Origin of the sequence: Streptomyces sp. NPDC002580, assembly GCF_042889485.1 — a bacterium.
In the GTDB taxonomy this organism is placed as follows: Bacteria; Actinomycetota; Actinomycetes; order Streptomycetales; family Streptomycetaceae; genus Streptomyces.
Map to the genome: position 1 here is coordinate 482,356 of NZ_JBIAQZ010000003.1, position 23,527 is coordinate 505,882.

General features: G+C 72.3%; 19 protein-coding genes. 8 read left to right on the forward strand and 11 right to left on the reverse strand.

Translation table 11 applies throughout. The features are described from left to right. Positions 1–369: 369 nt before the first annotated feature. From ACFYW7_RS13155 to ACFYW7_RS13170, 4 genes are all read left to right on the forward strand, one after another. Positions 370–1,389 (forward strand): alpha/beta hydrolase family protein, encoded by a 1,020-nt coding sequence (locus ACFYW7_RS13155; RefSeq protein WP_389501254.1) that lies wholly within the window; start codon positions 370–372, stop codon positions 1,387–1,389. Between the two features lie 154 nt (positions 1,390–1,543). Beyond that, positions 1,544–2,905: a sensor histidine kinase gene (locus ACFYW7_RS13160; RefSeq protein ID WP_389501256.1), complete on the forward strand. Its 1,362-nt coding sequence runs from the start codon at positions 1,544–1,546 to the stop codon at positions 2,903–2,905. Beyond that, positions 2,902–3,585 (forward strand): response regulator, encoded by a 684-nt coding sequence (locus ACFYW7_RS13165; protein WP_389501258.1) that lies wholly within the window; start codon positions 2,902–2,904, stop codon positions 3,583–3,585. The genes ACFYW7_RS13160 and ACFYW7_RS13165 overlap by 4 nt, the downstream gene beginning before the upstream one ends. Positions 3,586–3,742: 157 nt before the next feature. After that, positions 3,743–4,963: a cytochrome P450 gene (locus ACFYW7_RS13170; protein ID WP_389501260.1), complete on the forward strand. Its 1,221-nt coding sequence runs from the start codon at positions 3,743–3,745 to the stop codon at positions 4,961–4,963. 98 nt (positions 4,964–5,061) lie between these two features. On the opposite strand, the gene ACFYW7_RS13175 is transcribed toward ACFYW7_RS13170, so the two are convergent. Then, positions 5,062–6,675, reverse strand: coding sequence for an ABC transporter permease (locus ACFYW7_RS13175; protein WP_389501261.1), 1,614 nt, complete (start codon positions 6,673–6,675; stop codon positions 5,062–5,064). After that, positions 6,672–7,676, reverse strand: coding sequence for an ATP-binding cassette domain-containing protein (locus tag ACFYW7_RS13180; protein WP_389501262.1), 1,005 nt, complete (start codon positions 7,674–7,676; stop codon positions 6,672–6,674). Before ACFYW7_RS13180 ends, ACFYW7_RS13175 begins: the two co-directional genes overlap by 4 nt. Positions 7,677–7,778: 102 nt before the next feature. On the opposite strand from ACFYW7_RS13180, the gene ACFYW7_RS13185 reads away from it, so the two are divergent. After that, positions 7,779–8,276, forward strand: coding sequence for a GbsR/MarR family transcriptional regulator (locus ACFYW7_RS13185; protein ID WP_389501264.1), 498 nt, complete (start codon positions 7,779–7,781; stop codon positions 8,274–8,276). Between the two features lie 307 nt (positions 8,277–8,583). Here ACFYW7_RS13185 and ACFYW7_RS13190 read toward each other — a convergent pair whose 3' ends face one another. Further along, positions 8,584–9,438: a diacylglycerol kinase family protein gene (locus tag ACFYW7_RS13190; RefSeq protein ID WP_389501266.1), complete on the reverse strand. Its 855-nt coding sequence runs from the start codon at positions 9,436–9,438 to the stop codon at positions 8,584–8,586. A 200-nt stretch (positions 9,439–9,638) separates the two neighbouring features. On the opposite strand from ACFYW7_RS13190, the gene ACFYW7_RS13195 reads away from it, so the two are divergent. Beyond that, entirely contained in the window at positions 9,639–10,922 is a 1,284-nt protein-coding gene (locus ACFYW7_RS13195) for an adenylosuccinate synthase (RefSeq protein WP_389501268.1), read from the forward strand. Between the two features lie 175 nt (positions 10,923–11,097). On the opposite strand, the gene ACFYW7_RS13200 is transcribed toward ACFYW7_RS13195, so the two are convergent. The 5 genes from ACFYW7_RS13200 to ACFYW7_RS13220 form a co-directional block, all read right to left on the reverse strand. Further along, the gene (locus tag ACFYW7_RS13200; protein ID WP_389501270.1) at positions 11,098–12,882 is read right to left on the reverse strand and encodes an RICIN domain-containing protein; all 1,785 of its coding nucleotides are present in this window, start codon (positions 12,880–12,882) and stop codon (positions 11,098–11,100) included. Between the two features lie 42 nt (positions 12,883–12,924). Then, on the reverse strand, positions 12,925–13,746 hold the full coding sequence (locus ACFYW7_RS13205) for a carbohydrate ABC transporter permease (RefSeq protein ID WP_389501272.1): 822 nt from the start codon (positions 13,744–13,746) through the stop codon (positions 12,925–12,927). Further along, positions 13,743–14,771, reverse strand: a complete 1,029-nt coding sequence (locus tag ACFYW7_RS13210; protein WP_389501651.1) for a carbohydrate ABC transporter permease — start codon at positions 14,769–14,771, stop codon at positions 13,743–13,745. The genes ACFYW7_RS13205 and ACFYW7_RS13210 overlap by 4 nt, the downstream gene beginning before the upstream one ends. A 175-nt stretch (positions 14,772–14,946) precedes the next feature. Next, a complete protein-coding gene (locus ACFYW7_RS13215; protein ID WP_389501274.1) occupies positions 14,947–16,185 on the reverse strand; it encodes an extracellular solute-binding protein in 1,239 nt (412 codons plus the stop codon). A gap of 111 nt (positions 16,186–16,296) precedes the next feature. Beyond that, positions 16,297–18,243, reverse strand: coding sequence for a glycoside hydrolase family 127 protein (locus tag ACFYW7_RS13220; RefSeq protein ID WP_389501276.1), 1,947 nt, complete (start codon positions 18,241–18,243; stop codon positions 16,297–16,299). A 363-nt stretch (positions 18,244–18,606) separates the two neighbouring features. Here ACFYW7_RS13220 and ACFYW7_RS13225 point away from each other — a divergent pair, with 363 nt between their 5' ends. Both ACFYW7_RS13225 and ACFYW7_RS13230 read left to right on the forward strand, forming a co-directional pair. Beyond that, on the forward strand, positions 18,607–19,647 hold the full coding sequence (locus tag ACFYW7_RS13225) for a LacI family DNA-binding transcriptional regulator (RefSeq protein WP_389501278.1): 1,041 nt from the start codon (positions 18,607–18,609) through the stop codon (positions 19,645–19,647). Positions 19,648–19,911: 264 nt separating this feature from the next. Next, a complete protein-coding gene (locus ACFYW7_RS13230) occupies positions 19,912–20,202 on the forward strand; it encodes a hypothetical protein (RefSeq protein ID WP_389501653.1) in 291 nt (96 codons plus the stop codon). 51 nt (positions 20,203–20,253) lie between these two features. Here the strand turns inward: ACFYW7_RS13230 and ACFYW7_RS13235 are convergent, their stop codons facing one another. From ACFYW7_RS13235 to ACFYW7_RS13245, 3 genes are all read right to left on the reverse strand, one after another. Continuing rightward, positions 20,254–20,904, reverse strand: a complete 651-nt coding sequence (locus tag ACFYW7_RS13235) for a hypothetical protein (RefSeq protein ID WP_389501280.1) — start codon at positions 20,902–20,904, stop codon at positions 20,254–20,256. Between the two features lie 206 nt (positions 20,905–21,110). Then, positions 21,111–21,806: a GntR family transcriptional regulator gene (locus ACFYW7_RS13240; protein WP_389501283.1), complete on the reverse strand. Its 696-nt coding sequence runs from the start codon at positions 21,804–21,806 to the stop codon at positions 21,111–21,113. Between the two features lie 254 nt (positions 21,807–22,060). Further along, entirely contained in the window at positions 22,061–23,416 is a 1,356-nt protein-coding gene (locus ACFYW7_RS13245; protein ID WP_389501285.1) for an aspartate aminotransferase family protein, read from the reverse strand. Positions 23,417–23,527: the final 111 nt, after the last annotated feature.

Here is a 23,527-nt window from a genome sequence, read left to right on the forward strand (position 1 = left end):
TCTCCCCGGCCCTGCCCGGCTCCTCGTTCCCCGTCCCCGCCTGTTCCCGGGACCCTCGTCCGGTGCTGGCGGGGTGCCGACCAAGCGCGGGCCAGGTGTCGACCGGCGCGTCCGGGTGCGTCCGGGGTCCGTCGCGGGCTCCGGTGCGACCGGGCGGCCCGCACCGGGGAACGGCTCCCGGCGGCCGGGGTCCGACCGGTGGCGACGAGGGCTCCCGGGCTCCCCGTGGCACCCGCGGCGGCGGTCCGTTCCCCTCACCGAGCGTGACGGCCCGGTCCAGGCGCGCGTCACCGGCCTGATAGCGTCCCCGACAACGGCCGAATTGTTCCCTGGTCCGACAAATCCGTTTCACCGCTGAGAGGTTGGAGCATGCAGGACGACGCCGCATCCCGGGCCGGTGTGGACGCCGAGGCACGCCACGGCGCCGGTGCGCAGGGCGACGACGCCGGGCGGGAGGCCGCCGCCGCGCGTGACGCCGCGGAAGAGGCGTCCGCGTTCTCGCATCCGGCCGTGGACCCGGACGTCACCATGGCGTACGGAGATCACCCGGACCAGGTGATCGACTTCTACGCCCCGCGCGATCCCGACCCGGCGGTCCCCATCCCCCTCGTGGTCGTCCTGCACGGGGGCGCCTGGCGCGCCCCGTACGACCGTCGGCACGTCACCCCCTTCGCCGGCTTCCTGGCCCGCCGCGGTTTCGCCGTCGCGAACGTCGAGTACCGCCGCGGCGAGGCGACGACCCCCGCGCGGGCCGGGTCCACGATCCCCGCGCAGGGCGGCCCCGCGGACTCCGGATCCGGGGGCGCCGCTCCGACGGCCGGCCCGGTCGCCGGCCGGTGGCCCGACACCTTCGACGACGTGGCGGCCGCGCTCGACGCGCTGCCCGCGCTGCTGCGCGTGGCGCTCCCGCAGGCCGACCCCCGGCGCACGGTGGTCACCGGCCACTCGGCGGGCGGTCACCTGGCCCTGTGGGCCGCGGCCCGGCATCTCCTGCCCGCCGACGCGCCCTGGCACACCGACGGTCCCGCACCGCTGCGCGGTGTCGTCGCCCTCGCCCCGATCGCGGACCTCCGGGTCGCCGAGGAACTCGGTGTCTGCGGCGGCGCCTCCCGCCAGTTCCTGGGCGGAGAGGCCACGTTCGCGGAACGGCTGCCGTACGCCGACCCGGCGCTGCTGCTCCCCACCGGCATCGCCACCACGCTCGTCCAGGGCCGCACCGACATCGTCGTCCCGCAGGCGGTCGCCGAGTCGTACGCGGACGCGGCGGCCAAGGCGGGCGAGGTGGTCGGTCTGACGCTCCTGGAGGACGTCGGCCACTTCCCGCTGATCGATCCGGCCGCCGACGCCTGCGCGGTGGTGGCGGAGGAGATCGCCCAACTGGCCTGGTGAGGCCCGCTGAGCCGGGTGACCGGGCGGCGCGACGTCCCGGTCACCGGTCGTCACCGAGCGCCCCGGGTCGTCCCCGTAGTACCTGAGAGGGACCCGTGAGGACCCTCCTCGCAGGTGACGACCGCGCGCCCCGCCCGGCTCTACCGTTCTGAACGTGACCGAGAAGACCCAGACGCGGACGACAGTCCCGCCCCCCGGCGGCGCCGGGGCCACACCCCGCAGTCCGGAGTACCGCCTCGCCGCGGACGCCCTGCGCGGCCTGCGCCAGGACATGTTCCATGACGCCTTCGCCTACCGCCCCCTGCCCCGCATGCGCACGGACGGCCCGGTGACCCGCCGCCTGCCCGGAACCCTCCGCAGGTACGCGGCCTGGACCCCGCACGCGGTGGTGGCGGCGGCCGGACTGCTGGCGATGGCCGCGGGCTACAGTGCCGTCCGCGGCCCCGGGGACGACTCGGTCGCTTCGCTGCTCTGCGGGCTCCTCGCCCTGCTCCCGGTCCTGGCGACCCTGGTGCGGCCGATCGGCGCCTTCTGGTTCTCGATCTGGGCGGCCCCGGTCGTCGCGATCTTCGTCGACGCCTGGGGCGACTGGCCCTGGCCGCCCGGCACCTTCATAGCCCACGTCACGGTCATGACGGTCGTGGCCCTGCGCTCCCGCCCCCGTGTCGCGGCGTGGATGTGGCTGCTGACCGCGGCGTACAGCCTGCTCGTCGTCACGGTCTTCGGCGGGGGCTACTACAGCGTCAACTCCTTCCCGCTCCTCTTCGTCGCCGCGCTGGTCCTCCTCGTCGTCACGGTCCTGAACATCCGCAGGGAGGCCGAGCAGGAGGTCACGGCGCACCAGTCGGAGACGGCGCAGGAGCGTTCCCGGCGCACGCTGCTCGAGGAGCGCACGACGATCGCCCGCGAGCTGCACGACGTGGTGGCGCACCACATGTCGGTGGTCGCCATCCAGGCGGAGGCGGCGCCCTACCGGGTGGAGAACCCGCCCCCGGAGCTGGAGCAGGCCTTCGTCACGATCCGGGAGAACGCGGTGGCGGCACTGACCGAACTGCGCCGGGTGCTGGGCGTGGTCAGGGCCGAGGACTACGAGGCCCCGGACGCGCCGCAGCCCACCCTGGCCGACCTGGACGCGCTCCTCGCCAATGTGCGGGACGCGGGTCTGACCGTGGAGAAGGCGGTCACCGGGGCGGTGCGCGAGCTTCCGCAGGGCGTCGAGCTGTCGGCGTACCGGATCGTCCAGGAGGCCCTCAGCAACACCCTGCGGCACGCGCCGGGCGCCTCGGCCCGCGTCGAGATCGGGTACGTCCTCGGCGGGCTCGGCCTGCGGATCGTCAACGGTCCCGCGTCGGCGACGACCCTGGAGAAGTCCACGCACGGCGCGGGGCACGGCATCACGGGTATGCGGGAGCGGGTCACGATGCTGGACGGCGAGATGACAGCGGCCGTCACGGACGACGGAGGGTACGAGGTGGCGGTGTTCCTGCCGGTGCCGTCGGGGGAGGGGACCGGATGACGGGCGGCACGAGCCGTGCGATCCGCGTGCTGATCGCCGACGACCAGATGATGGTCCGCGAGGGCTTCTCCGTGCTGCTCGGCGCGATGCCGGACATCGAGGTGGTCGGCGAGGCGGTCAACGGCAGGGAGGCGGTCGAACGGGTCCGTGAGCTGTCCCCGGACGTCGTCCTGATGGACATCCGCATGCCGGAGATGAACGGGATCGAGGCGACCCGGGAGATCGTCGCCGCCGACGGCGCGGCGAAGGTGCTGGTGCTGACGACGTTCGATCTCGACGAGTACGTGTACCAGGCGCTGCGGGCGGGGGCCTCGGGCTTCCTGCTCAAGGACGCCTCGGCCCGTCAGCTCGCCGACGCGGTGCGGGTGGTGTCGGCCGGGGAGGCGCTGCTCGCCCCCTCGGTCACCAAGCGGCTGATCACGGAGTTCTCCAAGCTCGCGGACGAGCCCCGGCTGTCGGTGACGGCGCACGCGGCGTTCGGGGATCTGACCGACCGCGAGACGGAGGTGCTGGTGCTGATCGCGCAGGGGCTGTCGAACGCGGAGATCGCCGGGCGGCTCGTCGTGGCGGAGTCGACGATCAAGACGCACGTCAGCCGCATCCTGGTGAAGCTGGGACTGCGGGACCGGACCCAGGCGGCCGTGTTCGCTTACGAGGCACGGCTGGTCGTACCGAGGTGACGGTGTACGCCGGCCGGGCGCGGGCGAGGGCGCGCGGCGGGTGGTGCCGAAGCGGCGGTGGGGCGCGGGGCGCGGCGGGGTGACAGGGCGGGGGCACGGCGGTCACCGGCCGGGGCGGCCCTGGTCAGCGGGGGGTGGGCCGGGCTAGCGTCCGTTCATGGCAGCTTTGGAGAGTTCACGGGCCTTCGACCCGTGGGACCCGGCGTTCGTGGCGGACCCGTACCCGGCGTACGAGGAACTGCGGGCGCGGGGCCGGGTGCACTACTACGAGCCGACGAACCAGTGGCTGGTGCCGCACCACGCGGACGTGTCGGCGCTGCTGCGGGACCGCCGGCTGGGCCGGACGTACCAGCACCGGTTCACGCACGAGGACTTCGGACGGACGGCACCGCCGCCGGAGCACGAGCCGTTCCACGTGCTCAACGACCACGGGATGCTCGATCTGGAGCCCCCGGACCACACCCGCATCCGGCGGCTGGTGTCGAAGGCGTTCACCCCGCGCACGGTGGAGCGGCTGAAGCCGTACGTGGAGGGGCTGGCGGGCGAGCTGGTCGACCGGCTGGTCGAGGCGGGCGGCGGTGACCTGCTGGCCGACGTGGCGGAGCCGCTGCCGGTGTCCGTGATCGCGGAGATGCTGGGCGTCCCGGAGTCCGAACGGGCGCCGCTGCGGCCCTGGTCCGCGGACATCTGCGGGATGTACGAGCTGAACCCCTCCGAGGAGGCGGCCCGGAAGGCGGTGCGGGCGTCGGTGGAGTTCACCGAGTACCTGCGCGCTCTGATCGAGGACCGCCGCAAGGAGCCGGGCGACGACCTGATCTCGGGGCTCATCGCGGCGCACGACGAGGGGGACCGGCTCACCGAGCAGGAGATGATCTCCACGTGCGTGCTCCTGCTGAACGCGGGGCACGAGGCGACCGTCAACTCGACGGTGACCGGCTGGTGGACGCTGTTCCGGCATCCCGGGCAGCTCGCGGCGCTGCGGGCGGACCACTCGCTGATCCCCACGGCGGTGGAGGAGCTGATGCGCTACGACACCCCGCTCCAGTTGTTCGAGCGCTGGGTGCTCGACGACATCGAGATCGGCGGTACGACGGTCCCCCGCGGGGCGGAGGTCGCGCTGCTCTTCGGTTCCGCGAACCGGGACGCCGAGGTGTTCGCGGACCCGGGGACGCTGGACCTGTCCCGGACGGAGAACCCGCACATCTCCTTCAGCGCGGGCATCCACTACTGCATCGGCGCCCCGCTGGCCCGGCTCGAACTGGCGTCGTCCATGAGCGCGCTCCTGACCAGGGCTCCCGGCCTCGCACTGGCGAAGGAGCCGGTCCGCAGCCCGAACTTCGTGATCCGCGGACTGGAGGGACTGTCGGTGGAGGTCTGACAGCCGTCACCGCGCACCGCCGCCCGTCCGGCGGCGTGGCCTCGGCCACGCCCCGCCGGGGTCCGGCGGACTCCCGCCTCGCCCCGGTGGGCCGCTTTTCACGTGGCCAGGTCGCGCCGGCGCAGGGACGCCAGTCCCGCCGTCGTCAGGGCCGCGGCGATCGCGGTGAGGACGAGGACCGGTGTCCAGGCCATGGTGCCGCCGGGCAGCTTCGGCAGGTGGCCGAAGGGGGAGAGGTCCATGACGGTCTGCGGGATGTCCAGGGCCGGGCCGATCCAGCCGAGGAGGAGGGCGAGGCCCGCCACGGCCCAGGCGCCGGGGGCAAGCCGGGGCGAGAGGCCGTGGAGCAGGACGGCGACACCGCCCAGGGTCCAGATCGCCGGGACCTGGACGAGGCAGGCGCCGAGGACGGCGCCGGCCTCGGAGCCGTAGCCGAGACCGAGGCCGAGTCCGCCGAGCAGCATGATGAGGACCGTGCCGCCGAAGGCGACGACGAGGTGTCCGCCCGCCCAGCGCAGCCGGCCCACGGCGGCGGCGAGCAGCGGTTCGGCGCGCTGCGAGGTCTCCTCGCCGTGCAGCCGCAGCACGGAGGCGACGATGTAGAGGGCGGCGACCATGCCCAGCATGTTCACCATGGCGGCGAGGAACGCGTCGGTGATCCCGGCCTGCCCGCCCATCCGCTCGATGATCTCGCGGGTCTTGGCGTTGGTGCCGACCAGGTCGGCGGCCCCCTTGGTGATCCCGCCGAACGCGGCGCCCGCGGCGAGGAAGCCGAGGCTCCAGCCGAGCACCGCGCCGCGTTGCAGCCGCCAGGCCAGCGCCCCGGCCGTGCCGAGGCGGCCGGTCGCGGGCCCGGGCCGGGTGGGCAGGAAACTCATGCCGACGTCACGCCGCCCGGCGAGCGTGTAGGCCACGGCGCCCTGCACGGCGATCGCCGCGGCGAACAGCGCCAGGACCCACCAGCGTTCGTCCGCGAAGGCGCGGACGTTCTCCAGCCAGCCCACCGGGGAGAGCCAGGTCAGCACCGACGAGCCGTCGTCGGTCGCGGAGTCGCCCGCCGCCCTGAGGACGAACGCGGCACCGATGAGCCCGCCCGTCAGCCCCTTGGCGAGCCGCGCGCTCTCCGTCAGCTGGGCGACGATCGCCGCCATCGTCGCGAAGACCATCCCGGTCGCGCCGATCGCGAGCCCCAGCGCCAGGGCTCCGGCGGCGCCCTGTCCGGCGAGGCCGATCGCGACGAGGAGGGCGAGGACGCCGTCGGCGACGAACGCCGCGAGCAGGGCGGCGGTCAGCGGTGCCCGGCGCCCGACCATCGCGGCGGAGACGAGTTCCTGGCGTCCGCTCTCCTCCTCGTCCCGGGTGTGCCGTACGACGACGATCAGGCTCATGATCGCGGCGAGGACCCCGGCGTAGCCGCCGATGCGCCAGGCGGTGAGCGCGCCGAGCGAGTCACCGAACACCGGTCCGTAGGTGGCGCGCAGGGAGCTGTTGGTGAGCATCTGCCGTGCCAGGTCGGCGCGTTCGGCGGGGGTGCCGTAGACGGTCTTCAGCGAGGCCGGCAGGGAGAGCACCAGCAGGGCGTTCACGGCGATCCACACCGGCATCGTCACGCGGTCGCGGCGCAGCGCGAACCGCAGCAGGGTGCCGGTACCGGCCAGGGGCCGGGAGCCGCCGGCGCGTGCGGCGAAGGTGCCCGCGGTCGTGGCGGTCATCGCGCGACCGCGCCTTCGGAACCCGTCGGGGCGTCCGCGGCCCCGGTCTCCTCCTGGTAGTGCCGCAGGAACAGCTCCTCCAGGGTCGGCGGGGTCGAGGTCAGCGACCGTACGCCGGAGTCGGTCAGCGACCGCAGGACGGCGTTCAGCCGGTCGGTCTCCACGTGGAGCACGACCCGGCACCGGACGCCGTCCGGCCGGTCCCCGGTGTCCCGCACCTCGAGGTCGTGGACGCCGGGCAGCGACGCCAGCCCGTTCGGGGGTCCGGTGAGTTCGGCGGTGACGCTGGTACGGGTGAGGTGGCGCAGTTCGGCGAGGGAGCCGCTCTCGACGGTCCGGCCCTTGCGGATGATGCTGACGCGGTCGCAGAGCTCCTCGACCTCGCTCAGGATGTGCGAGGACAGCAGGATGGTGCGGCCCCGGTCGCGCTCCTCCCGGACACACTTCTGGAAGACCTCTTCCATCAGCGGGTCGAGGCCCGAGGTCGGTTCGTCCAGGATCAGGACGTCGACGTCGGAGGCGAAGGCGGCGACGAGGGCGACCTTCTGCCGGTTGCCCTTCGAGTAGGTGCGCCCCTTCTTGGTGGGGTCGAGCTCGAAGCGCTCGATCAGGTCGGCGCGCCGCGCGGGGTCGAGGCCGCCGGTCCGCCCGCCGCCCGGTCCGCCGCGCCGGGTGCGGCCCCCGTCGTGCAGCCGTCCGTAGAGGTCGATGACCTCACCGCCGGAGAGGTTGCGCCACAGGGTCACGTCCCCGGGGACGTAGGCGACCCTGCGGTGCAGTTCGACCGCGTCCGCCCAGGGGTCCATGTCCAGCATCCGCGCCGTGCCGGCGTCCGCGCGCAGCAGGCCGAGCAGGACCCGGATGGTGGTGGACTTCCCGGAGCCGTTGGGGCCGAGGAAGCCGTGCACCTCACCGGCCTCGACCTCCAGATCGAGCCCGTCCAGCGCGTGCGTGCGGCCGAACGACTTGTGCAGTCCGGCGACGCTGATTGCCTTCGTCATGATGCAGAACGTACGCTTCCTTCAGAAATTTGTGAAGTTAAGGAAACGTATAAACCCTGGCTACACTCGACGGTGATGCGCGAGCGGGGAGATGATCGACAGATGGCGGAACCGATCGCGGCGGAGCGGGACCCCGAGGCGGTCTCCCAGTTCGTCGAGGGCTTCGCGGCACAGCTCGTCGAGGCAGGGATGCAGCGGATGCCGGCCCGGGTCTTCGCCGCGCTGCTGTCCTCCGACTCCGGCGCCCTGACCTCAGCCGAACTCGGCGAGCAGCTCCAGGTCAGCCCGGCGGCCGTCTCCGGCGCGGTGCGCTACCTCGCCCAGCAGCACATGGTCGCGCGCGAGCGCGAACCCGGCTCACGGCGCGAGCGGTACCGCGTGCACAGCAACCAGTGGTACGAGGCGCTGACCCGACGCGACGCCGTGCTCAAGCGCTGGGAAGCCGCGCTGCGCGTCGGCGTCGACTCCCTCGGTTCCGCCACCCCTGCGGGGCGCCGACTCTCCGAGACCCTCGCGTTCTTCGAGTTCGTCGACGGCGAGATCGCCGCGATGATGGAACGCTGGCGCGCGCACCGGGACGCGTTGTTCGGCGACGCGTGACAAGGGGCGGCTGACGGGCGCCCCGGACCCGTACGGCGCGGGCGGGCGGGCACGTACCGGTCGTCGAGCGCGCGTGGGCGGGCCCGCGTCGGCCGTCGAACGCGCGGGAGAGTCGGTTTGCGGTCGGGAACGGGTGGGCCGTGTCCCGGCGGGTCGGCCCGGTGCGTCGACGCCCGCGGCCAGGGCGGGGGCGGTGCGGGGTCGGCCGGTTTCGGGACGGGGTGTCCCGCTTCGCCCGGCCTCGCCTCCTCCCGCTTCGCCTCGTCCCGCCTCGGGCGCCGCCGTCGCCCGTCGGCTCGTCGGCCTGTCACCGGGTCGTGGGCAGTGTCAGTCCCCACGCGGCCTCCCGGAGCGTCCAGGTCCGGGTCCTCACCGGGCCGCTCACCACGGAGTCCGCCCCGTAGCGGAAGTCCGCGCCGGAGACGGTGACCCGGTGGCCCACCAGGTGCAGGAGCGAGGCCTCGGCTCCCGAGGTCACCGCGTGGACCTCGATCTCGGCCCCGGTCCCCGACCCGCCGGGCGTCACGGACATGGTCTCCACCGGCTGGTCCAGATCCACCACGCACACCCCGTCGACCTCGATCCGCAGCCGCGAAGGCGCGGGTCCGAGCCCGGGGGCGAGCCGGGACGGCCGGGAGGCGAGCGTTCGCACCAGCGACTGGCAGGTGCGGAGCCAGGGGTGCGGACCGGCCTCCCCGGGTGCTCCCGCGCCCACCGGGGCGGGCGGCCGGGCCGGCAGCGAGGGGATGCGCAGCGCGCCGAGCACCACGCCGTCGCTGTCGTCCACGAGCAGGTCGAGTCTTCGTTCGGCCCCGTCGAGGACCGCCCTGGCCGCCGCGACGGCCCCCAGCGGCACCCCGAGCGAATGTGACAGCGTCTGAGCGCCTCCGACGGGGACGAAGGACAGGGCGCACGCGGCCAGTTCCCGCCGCCGGTGCAGCAGGGACACCGCCCGCAGCAGAGTGCCGTCGTCACCGATCACGACCGGTCGGCGCGCACCCCGGCGGATCAGCGCGCGGGCGAATTCCTCGGGCCCCTCCGGGAGGCACACCTTGGTCGCCGCACCCGCGCTGAGCACGTCTTTCGCGATCCGTACAGACTCGCCGTCCGTCCGTCGGGCGACCGGGTCGATGACCACCAGAAGCTGGTCGGAAGCCGCCACCTCGGTCCTGCCTCGCTTCCTCGGGTAGCATCTTTGTGCAAGAGCCCCTTGCGCCTTTGCGCCAGGGGCTTCGTCTATTCCGGGGCATCCGGTCCGACGGTCGCGGCCAATAGTGGTCGCCGGCGTACGCAGCAGTGGTCAGAATCGGCCGCGTACGTCCCCGACCTTGGACATGCCCCGCCCGGAAGGGGTGTACGCCTGTGCCCGCACTTGTGCTGCTCGGTGCTCAGTGGGGTGACGAAGGCAAGGGAAAGGCCACCGACCTGCTCGGTGGATCCGTGGATTATGTGGTGCGCTACCAGGGCGGCAACAACGCCGGCCATACGGTAGTCGTGGGCGATCAGAAATATGCCCTCCACCTCCTCCCTTCCGGAATCCTCACGCCGGAGTGCACTCCGGTGATCGGCAACGGGGTCGTCGTCGACCCGTCCGTCCTGTTCTCCGAGCTGAACGGACTGAACGAGCGCGGCGTCGACACCTCCAAGCTGCTGATCAGCGGAAACGCTCATATCATCACGCCTTACAACGTCACTGTCGACAAGGTGACGGAACGCTTCCTCGGAAAGCGGAAGATCGGGACCACCGGACGCGGGATCGGTCCGACATACGCGGACAAGATCAACCGCGTGGGTATCCGCATCCAGGACCTCTACGACGAGTCGATCCTCACCCAGAAGGTCGAAGCGGCTCTCGAGGTCAAGAACCAGCTGCTCACCAAGCTCTACAACCGTCGCGCCATCGAGGCGGGCCAGGTCGTCGAGGAGCTGCTGAGCTACGCGGACCGGCTCAAGCCGTACGTTGCGGACACCGTCCTGATCCTCAACCAGGCGCTGGAGCAGGACAAGGTCGTGCTCTTCGAGGGCGGCCAGGGCACGCTGCTGGACATCGACCACGGCACGTATCCGTTCGTGACGTCGTCCAACCCGACCGCGGGCGGCGCCTGCACGGGTGCCGGAGTCGGCCCGACGAAGATCAGCCGGGTCATCGGCATCCTCAAGGCGTACACCACGCGCGTCGGTTCGGGTCCGTTCCCGACCGAGCTCTTCGACGCGGACGGCGACGCGCTGCGGCGCATCGGCGGCGAGCGCGGTGTGACGACCGGCCGTGACCGGCGCTGTGGCTGGTTCGACGCGGTCATCGCCCGTTACGCGACCCGCGTGAACGGTCTGACCGACTTCTTCCTCACCAAGCTGGACGTCCTGACCGGCTGGGAGGAGATCCCGGTCTGCGTGGCGTACGAGATCGACGGCAAGCGCGTCGAGGAACTCCCGTACTCCCAGACCGACTTCCACCACGCGAAGCCGATCTACGAGAACCTCCCCGGCTGGTCCGAGGACATCACCAAGGCGAAGACCTTCGAGGACCTCCCGAAGAACGCGCGGGACTACGTGAAGGCGCTGGAGGAGATGTCGGGCGCGCCGATCTCCGCGATCGGCGTCGGTCCGGGCCGTGACGAGACGATCGAGATCAACTCGTTCGTCTAGGAACGGTCTTGGGGCCTGTTCCGGGGCCGGTTCTGGTGACGGGCCGGTCCTGGGGCCGGTCCTGGAGCCTGTCCCTGTCGGGCTCCGACGCGGAGCGTCATGCCCCGCGGTTCCTTTTCCACGAGTGCGCCCCCGGCCGACATCCGGGGGCGTACCCGTACCTGGGGAGCGGGCCTCAGCGGGAGGTCAGTCTCCACAGGTGGTCGGCGGTGCCGTTGTCGTCCCATTGGAGGACCTGGGCGCCGGTGGAGGTGCTCATGCCGTTCACGCCGAGCAGCAGACCGCTGTTGTAGTTGGCGATCTTGTAGTAGCCGTCACCGGCCGGGACGAGCTGCCAGAGGTGGTCGGCGGTGCCGTTGTCGCCCCAGATCAGAGCGGTTCCGCCGGCGGCCGTGCTCGCGTTCGTGATGCCGAGCAGCAGGCCGCTCGCCTTGTTGGTGATCTTGTAGAGGCCCGAACCGGCGGAGGAGAGGGTCCACGACTGGCTGGTGCCGGTGGTGGAGGCCGCCTGGACGACCGTGGTGCCCTGGGCCGTGCCCGCGTTCCGGGTGTCCAGCGCGAGGCCGCTGTTCCTGTTGCCGACCTGGTAGGTCCCGGCGAGCGAGGTGGAGCCGCCGGTGGGGGTGACGACCAGGTGGTAGCCGTCCGAGGCGTTCATGGCCACGGGCACGGTGACGGACCCGTTCGTGACCGGGTAGTCGGCCTCCGAGATCGTGTACGGGGCCGCCACGGCCGTGGTGCGGCCCCTGGACGGCGTGTACTCCAGCTTCGCGTGCGCCGTGGAGCCGAAGGCCGACAGTGAGCCGAGGCCCTTGACGGTGACGGCCGTCGAACCGGTGCCGCCGCCGAAGACGACGCTGATCTGCCGGCCGTCCCCGGTGCGGGACGCCGCTCCGTCGATGCCCGTCTGGGACGGGGGCGTGGTGGGAACCATCGAGCCGGACATGTCGCCGTACCACTTGTAGAGCCAGTACGAGCCGTTGGGCGATCCGCCGGTGTCGGTGAGGGTGTCGCCGAGGGTGCCGTAGTGGTTCCAGAAGGCGAGTTCGGCGTCACGGACGCCCGTCCGCTCGAACTTGGCGACGTATCCCACGAGCGCGCCCGGCACGCCCATCTCGGCGGGCGCCGCGTACTCCTCGATGGAGATCGGACGGGGGCTGATGCCCAGGCCGCTCTCCAGCGAGCGGTAGGCCGCGACGTGCGCCGCGATGTCCCGGGAGCCCTGGAGTTCGTGCCAGGCGATGACGTCGGGGACGGTGCCCGCGGCCTTGGCGGCGGTGAGGAACGTGCTCATCCAGCCCTGGTTCCAGGCCGAATGGCTCGGTCCCTGGATCGGCGTGGCGGCGTCCTTGGCGCGGACCTCCTTGTAGGTGCGCGTCCAACCCGCCTCGAACGTGCCGGCGTTCGCGGTGTCCCAGGTCCAGTCGGGTTCGTTCCACAGCTCGTAGGCGCGGATGTTGCCGGCGGAGGACGACTTCACGGACGCGATCTGACTGTCCACGGCCGCCAGCCAGTTGTTCCAGCTCACCCACTTGTAGGGGAAGTTCGGGTACCAGTCCGGCATGCGTACGACGATCCCCGCGCCGGCCCGTGCGGCCTTGGACGCCACGATCAACGCGTCGCCCCCGGGCGCGGGTTCGCCGTTGGGGAGCTGCGAACCGCCCGGGGCCATCTGCACGAAGGTGTTCGGCTTGAGCGGGGTGACCAGGCTGTCGGCCGGCGTGCTCGCGTCGGCGAGGCCGTACAGGCTGCCGGTCGCCACATGGGTCACGGACCGGAGCGTCTGGCCGGCGTCGACGACCAGGGTGGTGGCCGTGGTGGGGGCCGCCTCGGCGGGGGGCGCGGTGAGCAGGGCGGTGGTGGCCAGCGCCGCGGCCACCAGGGCGGGCAGTGCGCGGGCTCGGCGGGGTAACTGGTCCAGGGGGGTGGGGCGTCGTCTTGTGCGGCTCGTGCGGGTCATGGCGGAGCCTCCTGGGGATGGGGATGGGGATGGGGATGGGGCTCAGTCCTTTACCGCGCCTGCCGTCACGCCCGCGGCCACGTAGCGCTGGGCGAGGACGAGCAGGACGGTCGCGGGGACCGACGCGACGACGGCGGTGGCCATGATCGCGTTCCATTCCTGGTTGTTGTTGCCGATGTAGTGGTAGATGCCGAGGGTGATGGGCCGCATGTCGCCGCCGCCGTCGAGGGTGTTGGCGAAGACGAAGTCGGACCAGGCCCACAGGAAGGCGAACAGCGAGACCGTGACGATCGCGTTGCGGCTCACCGGAAGGACGACCGACCGGAAGATCCGCCAGGTGCCGGCGCCGTCGACGCGGGCCGCGGAGATGAGTTCGCCGGGGATGCCCGACATGAAGGCGGCGAAGATCATGACGCCGAACGGCACGGCGATGGTGGAGTCCGCGACGATCAGGCCCCACCAGGAGTTGAGCAGTCCGAGGTCCAGGAAGAACCCGTAGAAGCCCATCGCCATGACGATGCCCGGGATCATCTGGGCGACCAGGAGCGCGAGACCGAGCGGTCCGGCTCCGGGCGGGCGCAGCTTGGCGAGGGAGTAGCCCGCGGGGGCGGCGAGGACCAGGGTGAGGGCGACGGTGCCGAGGCCGATGAGCAGGCTCGTGCCGAGGTAGGGCAACTGGTCGTTCAGGACGGCCCGGTAGCCCTCGAACGTGGGGTGCAGCGGGAACAGGTCGGGCGGGCTCTTGCGCATGTTCCGCTGCGGGGTGAGGGACACGTTCAGCATCCAGTAGACCGGGAAGAGCATGAGCGCGGTGAGGATGATCCCGATCGCGGTGTAACGGCGCTTGCCCGTGCGGGACTTCACGCTTCCTGCCTCCTCTGTACGCGGATGTGCAGCAGTCCGAAGGCGAGGGCGATGACGATGAGGATGTCGCCGACGGCGGCGCCGGGGCCGAACTTGGGCAGCAGGGTGCCGAATCCGAGCTGGTAGGACCAGGTGGCCAGGGTGGACGAGGAGTCGCCGGGGCCGCCCTTCGTCATGATCCAGATCAGGTCGAAGACCTTGAGGGTGTAGACGAGGCCGAGCAGGAGCGTGATCGCCGAGACCGGGCGCAGCAGCGGGAACGTGATGCGGCGGAACTGCTGCCAGGCGTTCGCCCCGTCCAGGGCGGCGGCCTCGTACAGCTCGGTGGGGATGTTCTGGAGGCCGCTGTGCAGGATCACCAGGTTGAAGGGGATGCCGATCCAGATGTTGGCGATGATGACCGAGGTCAGGGCCCAGTGCGGTGAGGTGAGCCAGCCGGCGGGGGCTACGCCGGCCAGGTGCAGGGCGTGATTCACCACGCCGGACTCGCTGTTGAACATCCAGGACCAGGTCGACGCCGACACGATCAGCGGCAGCAGCCACGGGACGAGGAACAGGGCCCGCAGGGTGGGGGCCAGCCGGAAGTGGTGGTTGAAGAACACGGCCAGGGCGAGGCCGGCGGCGTACTGGACGGCGATGGACACGAAGGTGAAGACCATGGTGTGCCGCATCGCCGGGGCGAAGGTCGGGTCGTTCAGGACGCTGGAGAAGTTGTCCCAGCCGGAGAAGGGGGCGTCGCCCGCGACGAAGGACCGGACGGTGTAGTCGCGCAGGCTCAGGTCGAGGTTGCGGTAGAGCGGGTAGGCGTAGAAGGCGGCGAGGTAGGCGACCAGCGGGGTGAGGAAGGCCAGCGCCGTCAGCCGGCTTCGGCGATCGTGAGTGAGCATGGGGCTCCTGGGGTGACCGCGTGCGGGTTCGCTCGCGCTGGCGTTCGCGGGGTGGTGTCGGGCCGCGGGGTGGTGTCGGTTCGGTGGGTGGTGTCGGTTCGGTCCGGTGGGTGGTGGGTCGGGGCCGTGTCGGTACATCCGCCCGTCGCCGTCGCCGTCGGGTGAGGTGTGGGCGTCGGTGGCGACGGGCTTGCGATGTACCGACACGGCCCCTTCCGCCGGATCCCGGCTGCGGGAAAGTTCAGCCCCTCCGGCGTTCTAGGAGCGGGGTACGGGGCGGCGGGGGCGAAGAAAGGCGACGCCCCGTCCGGGGTTACCCCTTGGACGCCGCGGTCTGGGCGTCGGACAGGGCGGCGGTGGGGGACTTGGCGCCGGAGAGGGCCGCCTGGACGGCGGTCCACATCGGCTGGGAGATGGTCGGGTACTTGGTGCCGAGGCCGTCACTGGTGCGGCCGCGCGCCGCCGCCACCGCCTCCACCCACGGCTTGAGCTTCGGATTCGCGGTGACCTGCCGGGCCTGCACCTCGGTGCTGGGTGCCACGTAGGTCAGCGTGGTGTCGCTCGCCAGGATGTTCTTGTCGCTGGTCAGACAGGCGACGATCTTCTTGCTGGTGTCGTAGCGGCCGGTGTCCTTCTGCACGGGGACGGTGACGAACTCCCCGCCCGTGGGCACCGGCGCCGAACCACCGTTCTGCGCGGGGATGTTGATGATCCCGTACGGGAATCCGGCCTTCTCGGCGTTGGCGAGCTGCCAGGTGCCGTTCTCGCCGAACGCGTACTCCCCGGTGGCGAACTCCTGCCAGCTGGTGGTCTGCGTGTTGTTCAGTACGTCCTTGGGGGCGTAGCCCGCGTCGACCCACTGCTTCCACAGGGTGAGGGCGGCCACGCCCTTGGCGGAGTCCAGGTGGGTGAGGTCGCCGCCCGCTCCCCAGAACCACGGCAGGAACTGGAAGCTGCCCTCCTCGGTGTTGATGGCCGAGAAGGTGATGCCCTTCTTGCCCGCCGCCTTGATCTTCTTGAGGGCCGCCGTCAGGGACGGCCAGTCCTTGACGGCGGCCGGGTCCACGTGCGCGGCGGTGAGCACGTCCTTGTTGTAGTAGAGGGCGAGGGTGTTGGCGCCGATGGGGACGCCGTAGGCGGCGCCTTCGAGGGTTCCCGCGCCGATGATGTTCTTCTGGATCGAGGCCGTGTCGAGGCCGAGGTCGTCGGTCCTCGTGAGGATGCCCGCCTCCACGAGGGTGGAGACGACCGGGTTGTCGACCATCATCACGTCGGGCGCGTTGCCCTGCTGGGCGGCGAGCAGCGCCTTGTTCCCCAGGTCCGTGGTGTCGTACGCGGTGCGCTTGAGCTCGACCCCGGCCTCGGTGCCGCACGTCGTGACGCGCTTGCCCCAGTCGGAGGAGGCGTCGAACTGCGGGTAGGGGTCCCAGAAGGTGTACGTCGAGGACTTGCCGGACGAGGAGGAGCCGGAGCCGCCGCCGCACGCGGTGACGGTGGCGAGGGCGCAGGCGCTGGCTATGGCGGCGGTCAGGGTGCGGCGGGTGCTTCTCACGGGGTGACCTCGTTGTCGGGAGAGGGACGTGCGGAGAGGCGTGCGGAGGAGTGGGGGGAGGGGCGGGGCTGGGGGAGGGGACGACAGAGGGGCTGGGGAAGGGGGGCGGAATCAGGTGGTGGGGAGCCAGACGCGCATGGCGCCGTCCTCGCGGTTGGCCCAGGCGTAGTAGGGGATCGCGGTGAGTTCGACGGGGTCGCCGGGCGGCTCGGTGGGAGGAGTCGTGGGAGTGGTGGGGCGGTAGGGCCACCAGGAGCCGTCCGTGGGGAGGGCGCGGCGGTGACCGGCGGCCAGCACGGTGGTGACGCCGCCGAGCAGGTCGGGGCGCTGCTTGACGGCGAGCGGGCGGGCGGTGTCGAGGACGAGGTCGTCCAGGCCGCCGCCCGGGTGGTCGGCCTGCTCCAGGCAGTACACGAGCGGTCCGCGTTCGATCGCCGCGCAGCCGCGCACGGCGTCCACCCGCGGGTCGGCGGCGGTGAGCCGGGCGTCCAGGGCGAGTTCGAGGATGACCCGGTCGCCCGGGGCCCAGGTCCGTTCCAGGCGCAGCCAGCCGTCCTCGACGGGCGTGTCCGTGCCGTCGTAGGTCCGCTCGCCGTCGTGGACGCGGAAGGAGCCGCACCACTGGGGGACGCGGAGGGAGAGGGTCCACGGGGTGCCGGGAGTCCGCTCCACGGTCAGGGCGATCGTGCCGTGCCAGGGGTAGTCCGTCTCGGCGCGGACGAGGACGGGGGCGCCGCCCAGGTCGGCGCGGTACTCGCCGGTGACGTACTGGTGGATCTGGAGGCCGTCCGGGCCGGTGGACGCGAGGTAGTGCTCCAGGGAGGCCAGCAGCCGCATGACGTTGGGCGGGCAGCAGGCGCAGCGGAACCAGCGGGTGCGGCGGGCCGACTGGTCGCCGCCCGGGTCGGTGTGGCCGTCGCGGACCTGGAGCGGGTTGACGTACAGCCAGCGCTCGCCGTCCAGCGAGACACCGGCCAGGAAGCCGTTGTACAGGGTGCGTTCGACCAGGTCGGAGTAGCGGGCCCCGCCGGTGAGCAGGGCCATGCGCCAGCTCCACTGGACGGAGGCGATCGCGGCGCAGGTCTCGCAGTAGGCGCGCTCGTTGGGGAGTTCGTAGGGGTCGCCGAAGTCCTCCTCGTCGTGGTGGGCGCCGAGCCCGCCGGTGAGGTGGGTCTTGGTGGCCACCATGGCCCGCCACACGCGTTCCGCCGCGGCCCGGAGTCCGGTCTCGGCGGTCTCGGACGCCAGGTCCGCCGCCGCTGCCAGCAGGTACAACTGCCGTACGGCGTGGCCCTCCACCGTGGTCGCCTCGCGCAGCGGGACCCGGTCCTGGCAGTAGGCCTCGCCGCCGAGCAGGCCGTGGCCGTGCCGGTCGACGAAGTAGCCGGCCAGGTCGAGATAGCGGCTTTCGCCGGTCTCCCGGTAGAGCTCCACCAGGGCGGTCTCGATCTCCGGGTGGCCGTCGATGCCGTCCAGCGGCTTCCCGCTGCCGGGGGTGCCGAAGACCGAGTCGACCTGGTCGGCGAAACGGCGGGCCACGTCGAGGAGTTCGGGGCGGCCGGTGGTGCGGTGATGGGCCACGGCCGCCTGGATGAGGTGGCCCGCGCAGTACAGCTCGTGGCCCCAGCGCAGGTCCTGGTAGCGCTCGCCGTTCCCGCGGAGCTGGAACCAGGTGTTGAGGTAGCCGTCCGGCTGCTGGGCGGCGGCCACCAGGGCGACGATCCGGTCCACCTCGGCCGCCAGGGGGCCCGCGGGCTCCCGGGCCAGCTGCCAGGCGGCCGCCTCCAGCCACTTGTAGACGTCGGTGTCGAGGAAGGGATAGGCCCCCTGGAACGAACCCTCGGCCGTGCCGGCCGCCAGCCGCAGGTTGTGCAGGTTGCCGGCCGACTCCAGCAGGCCGGGGCCCTGGGGGATGGAGGTCCGCGCGTTGACCTCACGGCGGGTGTGCCAGAAGCCGCCGCCGAGGGTGACGGGCGCGGGGCGCAACGCGGTGCGGGCACCGGCGGTGGGTCGGACGGGGCCCGTGCCGGGGAGGCCGGCGGAGCGGGTGCGGGGCATGGTTCTCCGGTTCTCGTCGGGACGTGTTCGGCGGGTCGTCACTTGTTCGGGAACGAGGGCGGCGGGGCGCGGTGAGGGAGAGGGCGGAGGGCGTGGTCGTACGGCGGGGGCTCGGGTGCGGCGGGGCTCCCGGTCCCGGTCGAGGTACGGGTACGGCGGGCTGCTCGGGAACTCGTTTGAGCAACCGTTTTCCTGCCGGAAAGTAGAGGGGAGCCGGGGGAAGGGGGTCAAGGGGCGTGCCGCAATATTTTCTCCCTCGCCCGGCCCCTGGCCCGTACCTCTGGCCGCTGGCACGATGGGGTCGCTGATGTCGTCGGCGAGGGACAAGGACGTTCCGGTCGACGCGAAGGAAAAGGATTGCTCGTGACCTCTGCTCCCCGCACGCCCTCCGCCGCCCGGGCCAGGCTCGCCGACGTCGCCGCCCTCGCGGGGGTCAGTGTGGGGACGGCGTCGAAGGCGCTGAACGGCGGCGGGCGGATGCGGCCCGAGACCCGGCAGCGGGTTCTCGACGCCGTGGAGTCGCTCGGCTTCCGGCCCAACCAGCACGCGCAGAGCCTGCACACCGGGCGCAGCTGGACGGTCGGCCTGATGACGACGGACGGCATCGGCCGCTTCTCCACCCCCGTCCTGCTCGGCGCGGAGGACGCGCTCGGCGCCGGGAAGATCTCCGTGCTGCTGTGCGACACCCGGGGTGACGCGATCCGTGAGCAGCACCATCTGCGCAACCTGATGGACCGCAGGGTGGACGGCATCATCGTCACCGGCCGGCGTACGGACCCGCGCCCGCCGCTCACCGGCATCGACCCGATCCCCATCGTGTACGCGCTCTCCCCGTCCACCGACCCGGCCGACTCCTCCGTCGTCTCGGACGACCGCGGCGGCGCCCGGCTCGCGGTGGAGCACCTGCTGGCCGCGGGCCGGACCCGGATCGCGCACGTCACGGGCCCGGAGCACCACGCGGCCGCCCGGGACCGCGCCCGGCACGCGGCCGAGCACCTGGAGCGCTCCTCGTTGCGCCTGGCCACCGGACGCGTGCACTTCGGCGAGTGGAGCGAGGCGTGGGGGCGACGGGCCGCCGACGCGGTGCTGCGCACGGCACCGGACACCGACGCCTTCTTCTGCGGCAACGACCAGATCGCCCGAGGGGTCGCCGACGCGCTGCGCGAGCGGGGGGTCGACGTCCCCGGCGACATCGCGGTCGTCGGCTACGACAACTGGGACACCATGGCGCTGGCCTGCCGTCCGCCGCTCACGACCGTCGACATGGACCTCACGGAGATCGGCCGGATCGCCGCACTGCGCCTGCTGGAGGCCATCGACGCCGAGGCCGGCCAGGACACCGCCCCGGGACCGGGGGGTGTCCACACGGTTCCGTGCAGGCTGGTGGTGCGCGAGTCCAGTTGATCGCGGGATGCCGCCGGGTGGGATGCGGGATGCGGGTCGGGGGATCGGCTGTCGGGAGCAGCGGGGCCGGCTGCCTCGCCGCCTCGGCGGCCTCGACCGGCGGTCCGGCCGTTCGTGCGCCGGTGGCGGGCCGGGGGTGGCGGGTCCGGCGCCGCGTCCTGTGGCGCGGGTGTCGGAGCGGGGCCGTGGATGGTGAGAGGTTCAGCCTGAAACGGCACGTTTGGATCTTTGTGCGTGCGTCGACCGGAGGAGACGGTGAGTGCGATGCGCGTGATGCTCAAGGCGACCATGGACACCGAGAAGACCAACGAGGTCATCCGCGGCGGGAAGCTCCAGCAGCTGATGCAGGAGACGATGGAGCGGCTCAAGCCGGAGGCGGCCTACTTCACGACCAGCGGCGGCGACCGGACCTGCTACCTGGTGTTCGACCTCCAGGACAGCAGCCGACTGCCCGTGATCGCCGAGCCGCTCTTCCTGAACCTCGGGGCGAAGATCGAGGTCTCTCCCGTCATGAACCCCGAAGACCTTCAGAAGGGCCTCGCCCAGCTGGGCTGACGGTCGTCCGGTGCGGGGCCGCACAGGGCCGGCCCCGCACCGGGACGTCGTTCAGCTGAAGACGATCATCGAGCCCTGGGCGAGACTCCGCGTCGCCGCGGCGTGCAGGCCCAGCCAGACGTGACGCTCGCGGGCGAAGGGGCTCGCGTCGTACGGGGCGGGAGCGGCGGGCTCCTCCAGCTCCGTGGGGACGCTCGGGGGCAGGGGCGGCGCCGGGGGGTTGGCCGGGTCGATGCCGATCGAGGGGGCCACGAACTCGAGTTCGCGCAGCAGGACCTGGGACGAGCCCAGGGGGCCGCCGCCCGTGAGGAGTTCGTCGTTGGCCAGCGGATGCGGGAACTCGACCGGTACGTACGCGCCCGCGTGGTCGTAGTGCCAGACCAGGTGCGACTGCTGCGCGTTCGTCTCGAACATCTCCAGCAGCTGTTCGTAGTCGCCGCCGAGTTCGTCGACCGGCGTCACCGCGAGCCCGCACATCTGGAGCAGGTACGCGCGGCGCAGGAAGTGCAGCGCGTCGTAGTCGAAGCCCGCGACCGGGGCGACGTCACCCGAGAGTCCGGGCATGTACGCGTACACCGGCACCGGTGGGAGTCCGGCCTCGGCGAGCACCTTGTCGTAGAGCGCGAGTTCCTCGGCGAAGGGGTTGTCGGGGGTATGGCACAGCACGTCGACGAGCGGGACCAGCCACAGGTCACAGGCCAACAGACGGCTCCTCTTGCTCCTTGGGGTGCAGGGTGGTCAGGGCAGCGTAGTGCGCGTGGCGGACTTGTGAAGAGGCCGGTACGCAAGTAGCCGCCCGGGTGGGCCGGAGTTCGCCCGCCGCTCGGGGGCCGTGCCCCCGTCCTCCGATCGCCCAAAGGACGGGTCCGCAAACCCGGGACGGGGTGATCCGTGCCCCGGCAGGGGTCTCAGGTCGCTTCGAGGCGCTCGAGGAGGGCGAGCGCGTGCTCGTTGTACGCCGCCACGATCGCCCGGGCCGTGTCGGGGTCGCGGCGGGCGAGGGCGTCCACGAGTTCGGTGTGGCCGGACCACAGCTGGCCCCTGAGGTCGGAGACATGACGCAGGTGCTGGACCGTGCACACCCAGGACTGGACCCGCATCCGGTGCAGGAAGTCGGCGAGGTAGGTGTTGCCGAACAGGTTGCTGAGCTCGCGCCAGTAGCGGAGGTCGTAGCCGATGAGGATGTTCAGGTCCCCGGCGGTGGCCGCGCGCTGGGCCTCCTCGCCGCGCCGCCGGACGCCCGCGAGGGCGGCGAGGGCACGGGGGTCGTCGGCCTGCGGCATGCCGGTGGCCACCAGGTTCTGGAACATGCCCTCCGTGATCAGGCTGCGCGCCTCGATCATGCCGCGGTAGTCGGCGGCGGAGTACTCGTGCACGCGGAAGCCGCGGTGCTGGTCCGCGTCCAGGAGGCCCTGGGCCGACAGGTCGACCAGGGCCTCGCGGACGGGGGTGGCGGAGACGCCGTACTGCTCGGCGATCTCCTTCACCGTGAACTCCTGGCCCGGCCGGAGACGGCCCCCGAGCACCTCGTCACGGAGCGCGTCCGCGATCTGCTGCCGCAGCGTGCTGCGGGTTACGGCGCCAGTGCCGCCGGTGCCGGCCATGGTGGTGGTCTCACTCCCCGTCGCATGGGTGGGTGCGGGTGTCCACGCGCGTATCCCGTGGAGCAGGCCACCTTACGCGGTGGGGGGTCCGGGGGGCGGATCTCCCGGCCCTGGAAGGGGCGACGAACCCGTGCGGCCGTCGGGCTCCGCGAAGGTTCCCCGGCACCCCGGAGGGAGCACGGGGAACCGCGCGGGCGGTCGCGGTACGGGCGGCTCCCGTGGGGGCGGCAGCCGTGCGGGGAGCCCTCAGGGGCTCACACCGTGTGCTCGTCCGCCACCGACAGCGCCTCGTCCAGGGCCGCCAGCCCCTCCTTGGCCTCGGCCTCGGTGATGTTGCACGGCGGCACGACGTGGGTGCGGTTCATGTTGATGAAGGGCCACAGGCCGCGCGCCTTGGCGGCCGCCCCGAACGCGGCCATCGGCGCGTTCGCCTCGCCCGCCGCGTTGTACGGCACCAGCGGCTCCCGGGTCTCCCGGTCCTTCACCAGCTCCAGCGCCCAGAAGACGCCGGTGCCGCGCACCTCGCCGACGCTCGGGTGGCGCTCGGCCAGCTCGCGCAGGCCCGGTCCGAGGACGGTCTCGCCGATGGACGCGGCCTGGTCGACGATCCCCTCCTCCTCCATGACGTTGATCGTCGCGACCGCGGCGGCGCAGGCCAGCGGGTGCCCGGAGTAGGTGAGCCCGCCCGGGTAGGGCCGCTTGGCGAAGGTCTCGGCGATGGCGGCGGAGATCGCCACCCCGCCCAGCGGCACGTAGCCGGAGTTCACGCCCTTGGCGAAGGTCATCAGGTCCGGCGTCACCTCGTAGTGGTCCGCGGCGAACCACTTGCCGGTCCGGCCGAACCCGGCCATGACCTCGTCCAGGACGAGGACGATCCCGTACCGGTCGCAGATCTCCCGCACCCCGGTGAGGTAGCCGGGCGGCGGAGTCATGATCCCCGCGGTGCCGGGGATCGTCTCCAGGATGAGCGCGGCTATGGTCGCCGGGCCCTCGAAGGCGATCGTGTCCTCCAGGTGCTGGAGCGCGCGCTCGCACTCCTGCCGCTCACTGTCGGAGTGGAAGGGGCTGCGGTACAGGAAGGGCGCCCAGAAGCGGACGACCCCGGCCGCCCCCATGTCGTTCGGCCAGCGCCGCGGGTCACCGGTGAGGTTGATCGCGGTGGAGGTGGCCCCGTGGTACGAACGGTAGGCGGAGAGGACCTTCGGACGGCCGGTGTGCAGCCGGGCCATCCGGACGGCGTTCTCGACGGCCTCCGCGCCGCCGTTCGTGAAGAAGATCTTGTCCAGGTCGCCCGGGGTGCGCTCGGCGATCAGCCGGGCCGCCTCCGAGCGCGCCTCCACGGCGAAGGCCGGCGCGAACGTGGTCAGCGTCGCGGCCTGCTCCTGGATCGCGGCGACGACCTTCGGGTGCTGGTACCCGATGTTGGTGAAGACGAGCCCGCTGGTGAAGTCCAGATACCGCTTGCCTTCGTAGTCCCAGAAGTAGGACCCCTCCGCGCCGGCCACGGCGAGCGGGTCGATGAGTTCCTGCGCGGACCAGGAGTGGAACACGTGCGCGCGGTCCGCGGCCTTCACGGCGGCGCCGGCCTGGGGGTTGGGCTGAGGGGTCATGCGGCGAGCGTAAATGTCCACGGACCGGGGGCGGTATCGGCGTCCTGTCTGCGGTCGGGGGCTTTCCGCGACAGTCTGTCGGGCTTGGCCGGGGTACTCGGCGGTCCGTCC

Bases quoted from the DNA above. Each gene is read 5' to 3' on its own strand.
- ACFYW7_RS13155 (WP_389501254.1), top strand. From the start codon at position 370: ATGCAGGACGACGCCGCATCCCGGGCCGGTGTGGACGCCGAGGCACGC.
- ACFYW7_RS13165 (WP_389501258.1), top strand. From the start codon at position 2,902: ATGACGGGCGGCACGAGCCGTGCGATCCGCGTGCTGATCGCCGACGAC.
- ACFYW7_RS13170 (WP_389501260.1), top strand. From the start codon at position 3,743: ATGGCAGCTTTGGAGAGTTCACGGGCCTTCGACCCGTGGGACCCGGCG.
- ACFYW7_RS13175 (WP_389501261.1), bottom strand. From the start codon at position 6,675: ATGACCGCCACGACCGCGGGCACCTTCGCCGCACGCGCCGGCGGCTCC.
- ACFYW7_RS13180 (WP_389501262.1), bottom strand. From the start codon at position 7,676: ATGACGAAGGCAATCAGCGTCGCCGGACTGCACAAGTCGTTCGGCCGC.
- ACFYW7_RS13185 (WP_389501264.1), top strand. From the start codon at position 7,779: ATGGCGGAACCGATCGCGGCGGAGCGGGACCCCGAGGCGGTCTCCCAG.
- ACFYW7_RS13200 (WP_389501270.1), bottom strand. From the start codon at position 12,882: ATGACCCGCACGAGCCGCACAAGACGACGCCCCACCCCCCTGGACCAG.
- ACFYW7_RS13210 (WP_389501651.1), bottom strand. From the start codon at position 14,771: ATGTACCGACACGGCCCCGACCCACCACCCACCGGACCGAACCGACAC.
- ACFYW7_RS13220 (WP_389501276.1), bottom strand. From the start codon at position 18,243: ATGCCCCGCACCCGCTCCGCCGGCCTCCCCGGCACGGGCCCCGTCCGA.
- ACFYW7_RS13230 (WP_389501653.1), top strand. From the start codon at position 19,912: ATGCGCGTGATGCTCAAGGCGACCATGGACACCGAGAAGACCAACGAG.
- ACFYW7_RS13240 (WP_389501283.1), bottom strand. From the start codon at position 21,806: ATGGCCGGCACCGGCGGCACTGGCGCCGTAACCCGCAGCACGCTGCGG.
- ACFYW7_RS13245 (WP_389501285.1), bottom strand. From the start codon at position 23,416: ATGACCCCTCAGCCCAACCCCCAGGCCGGCGCCGCCGTGAAGGCCGCG.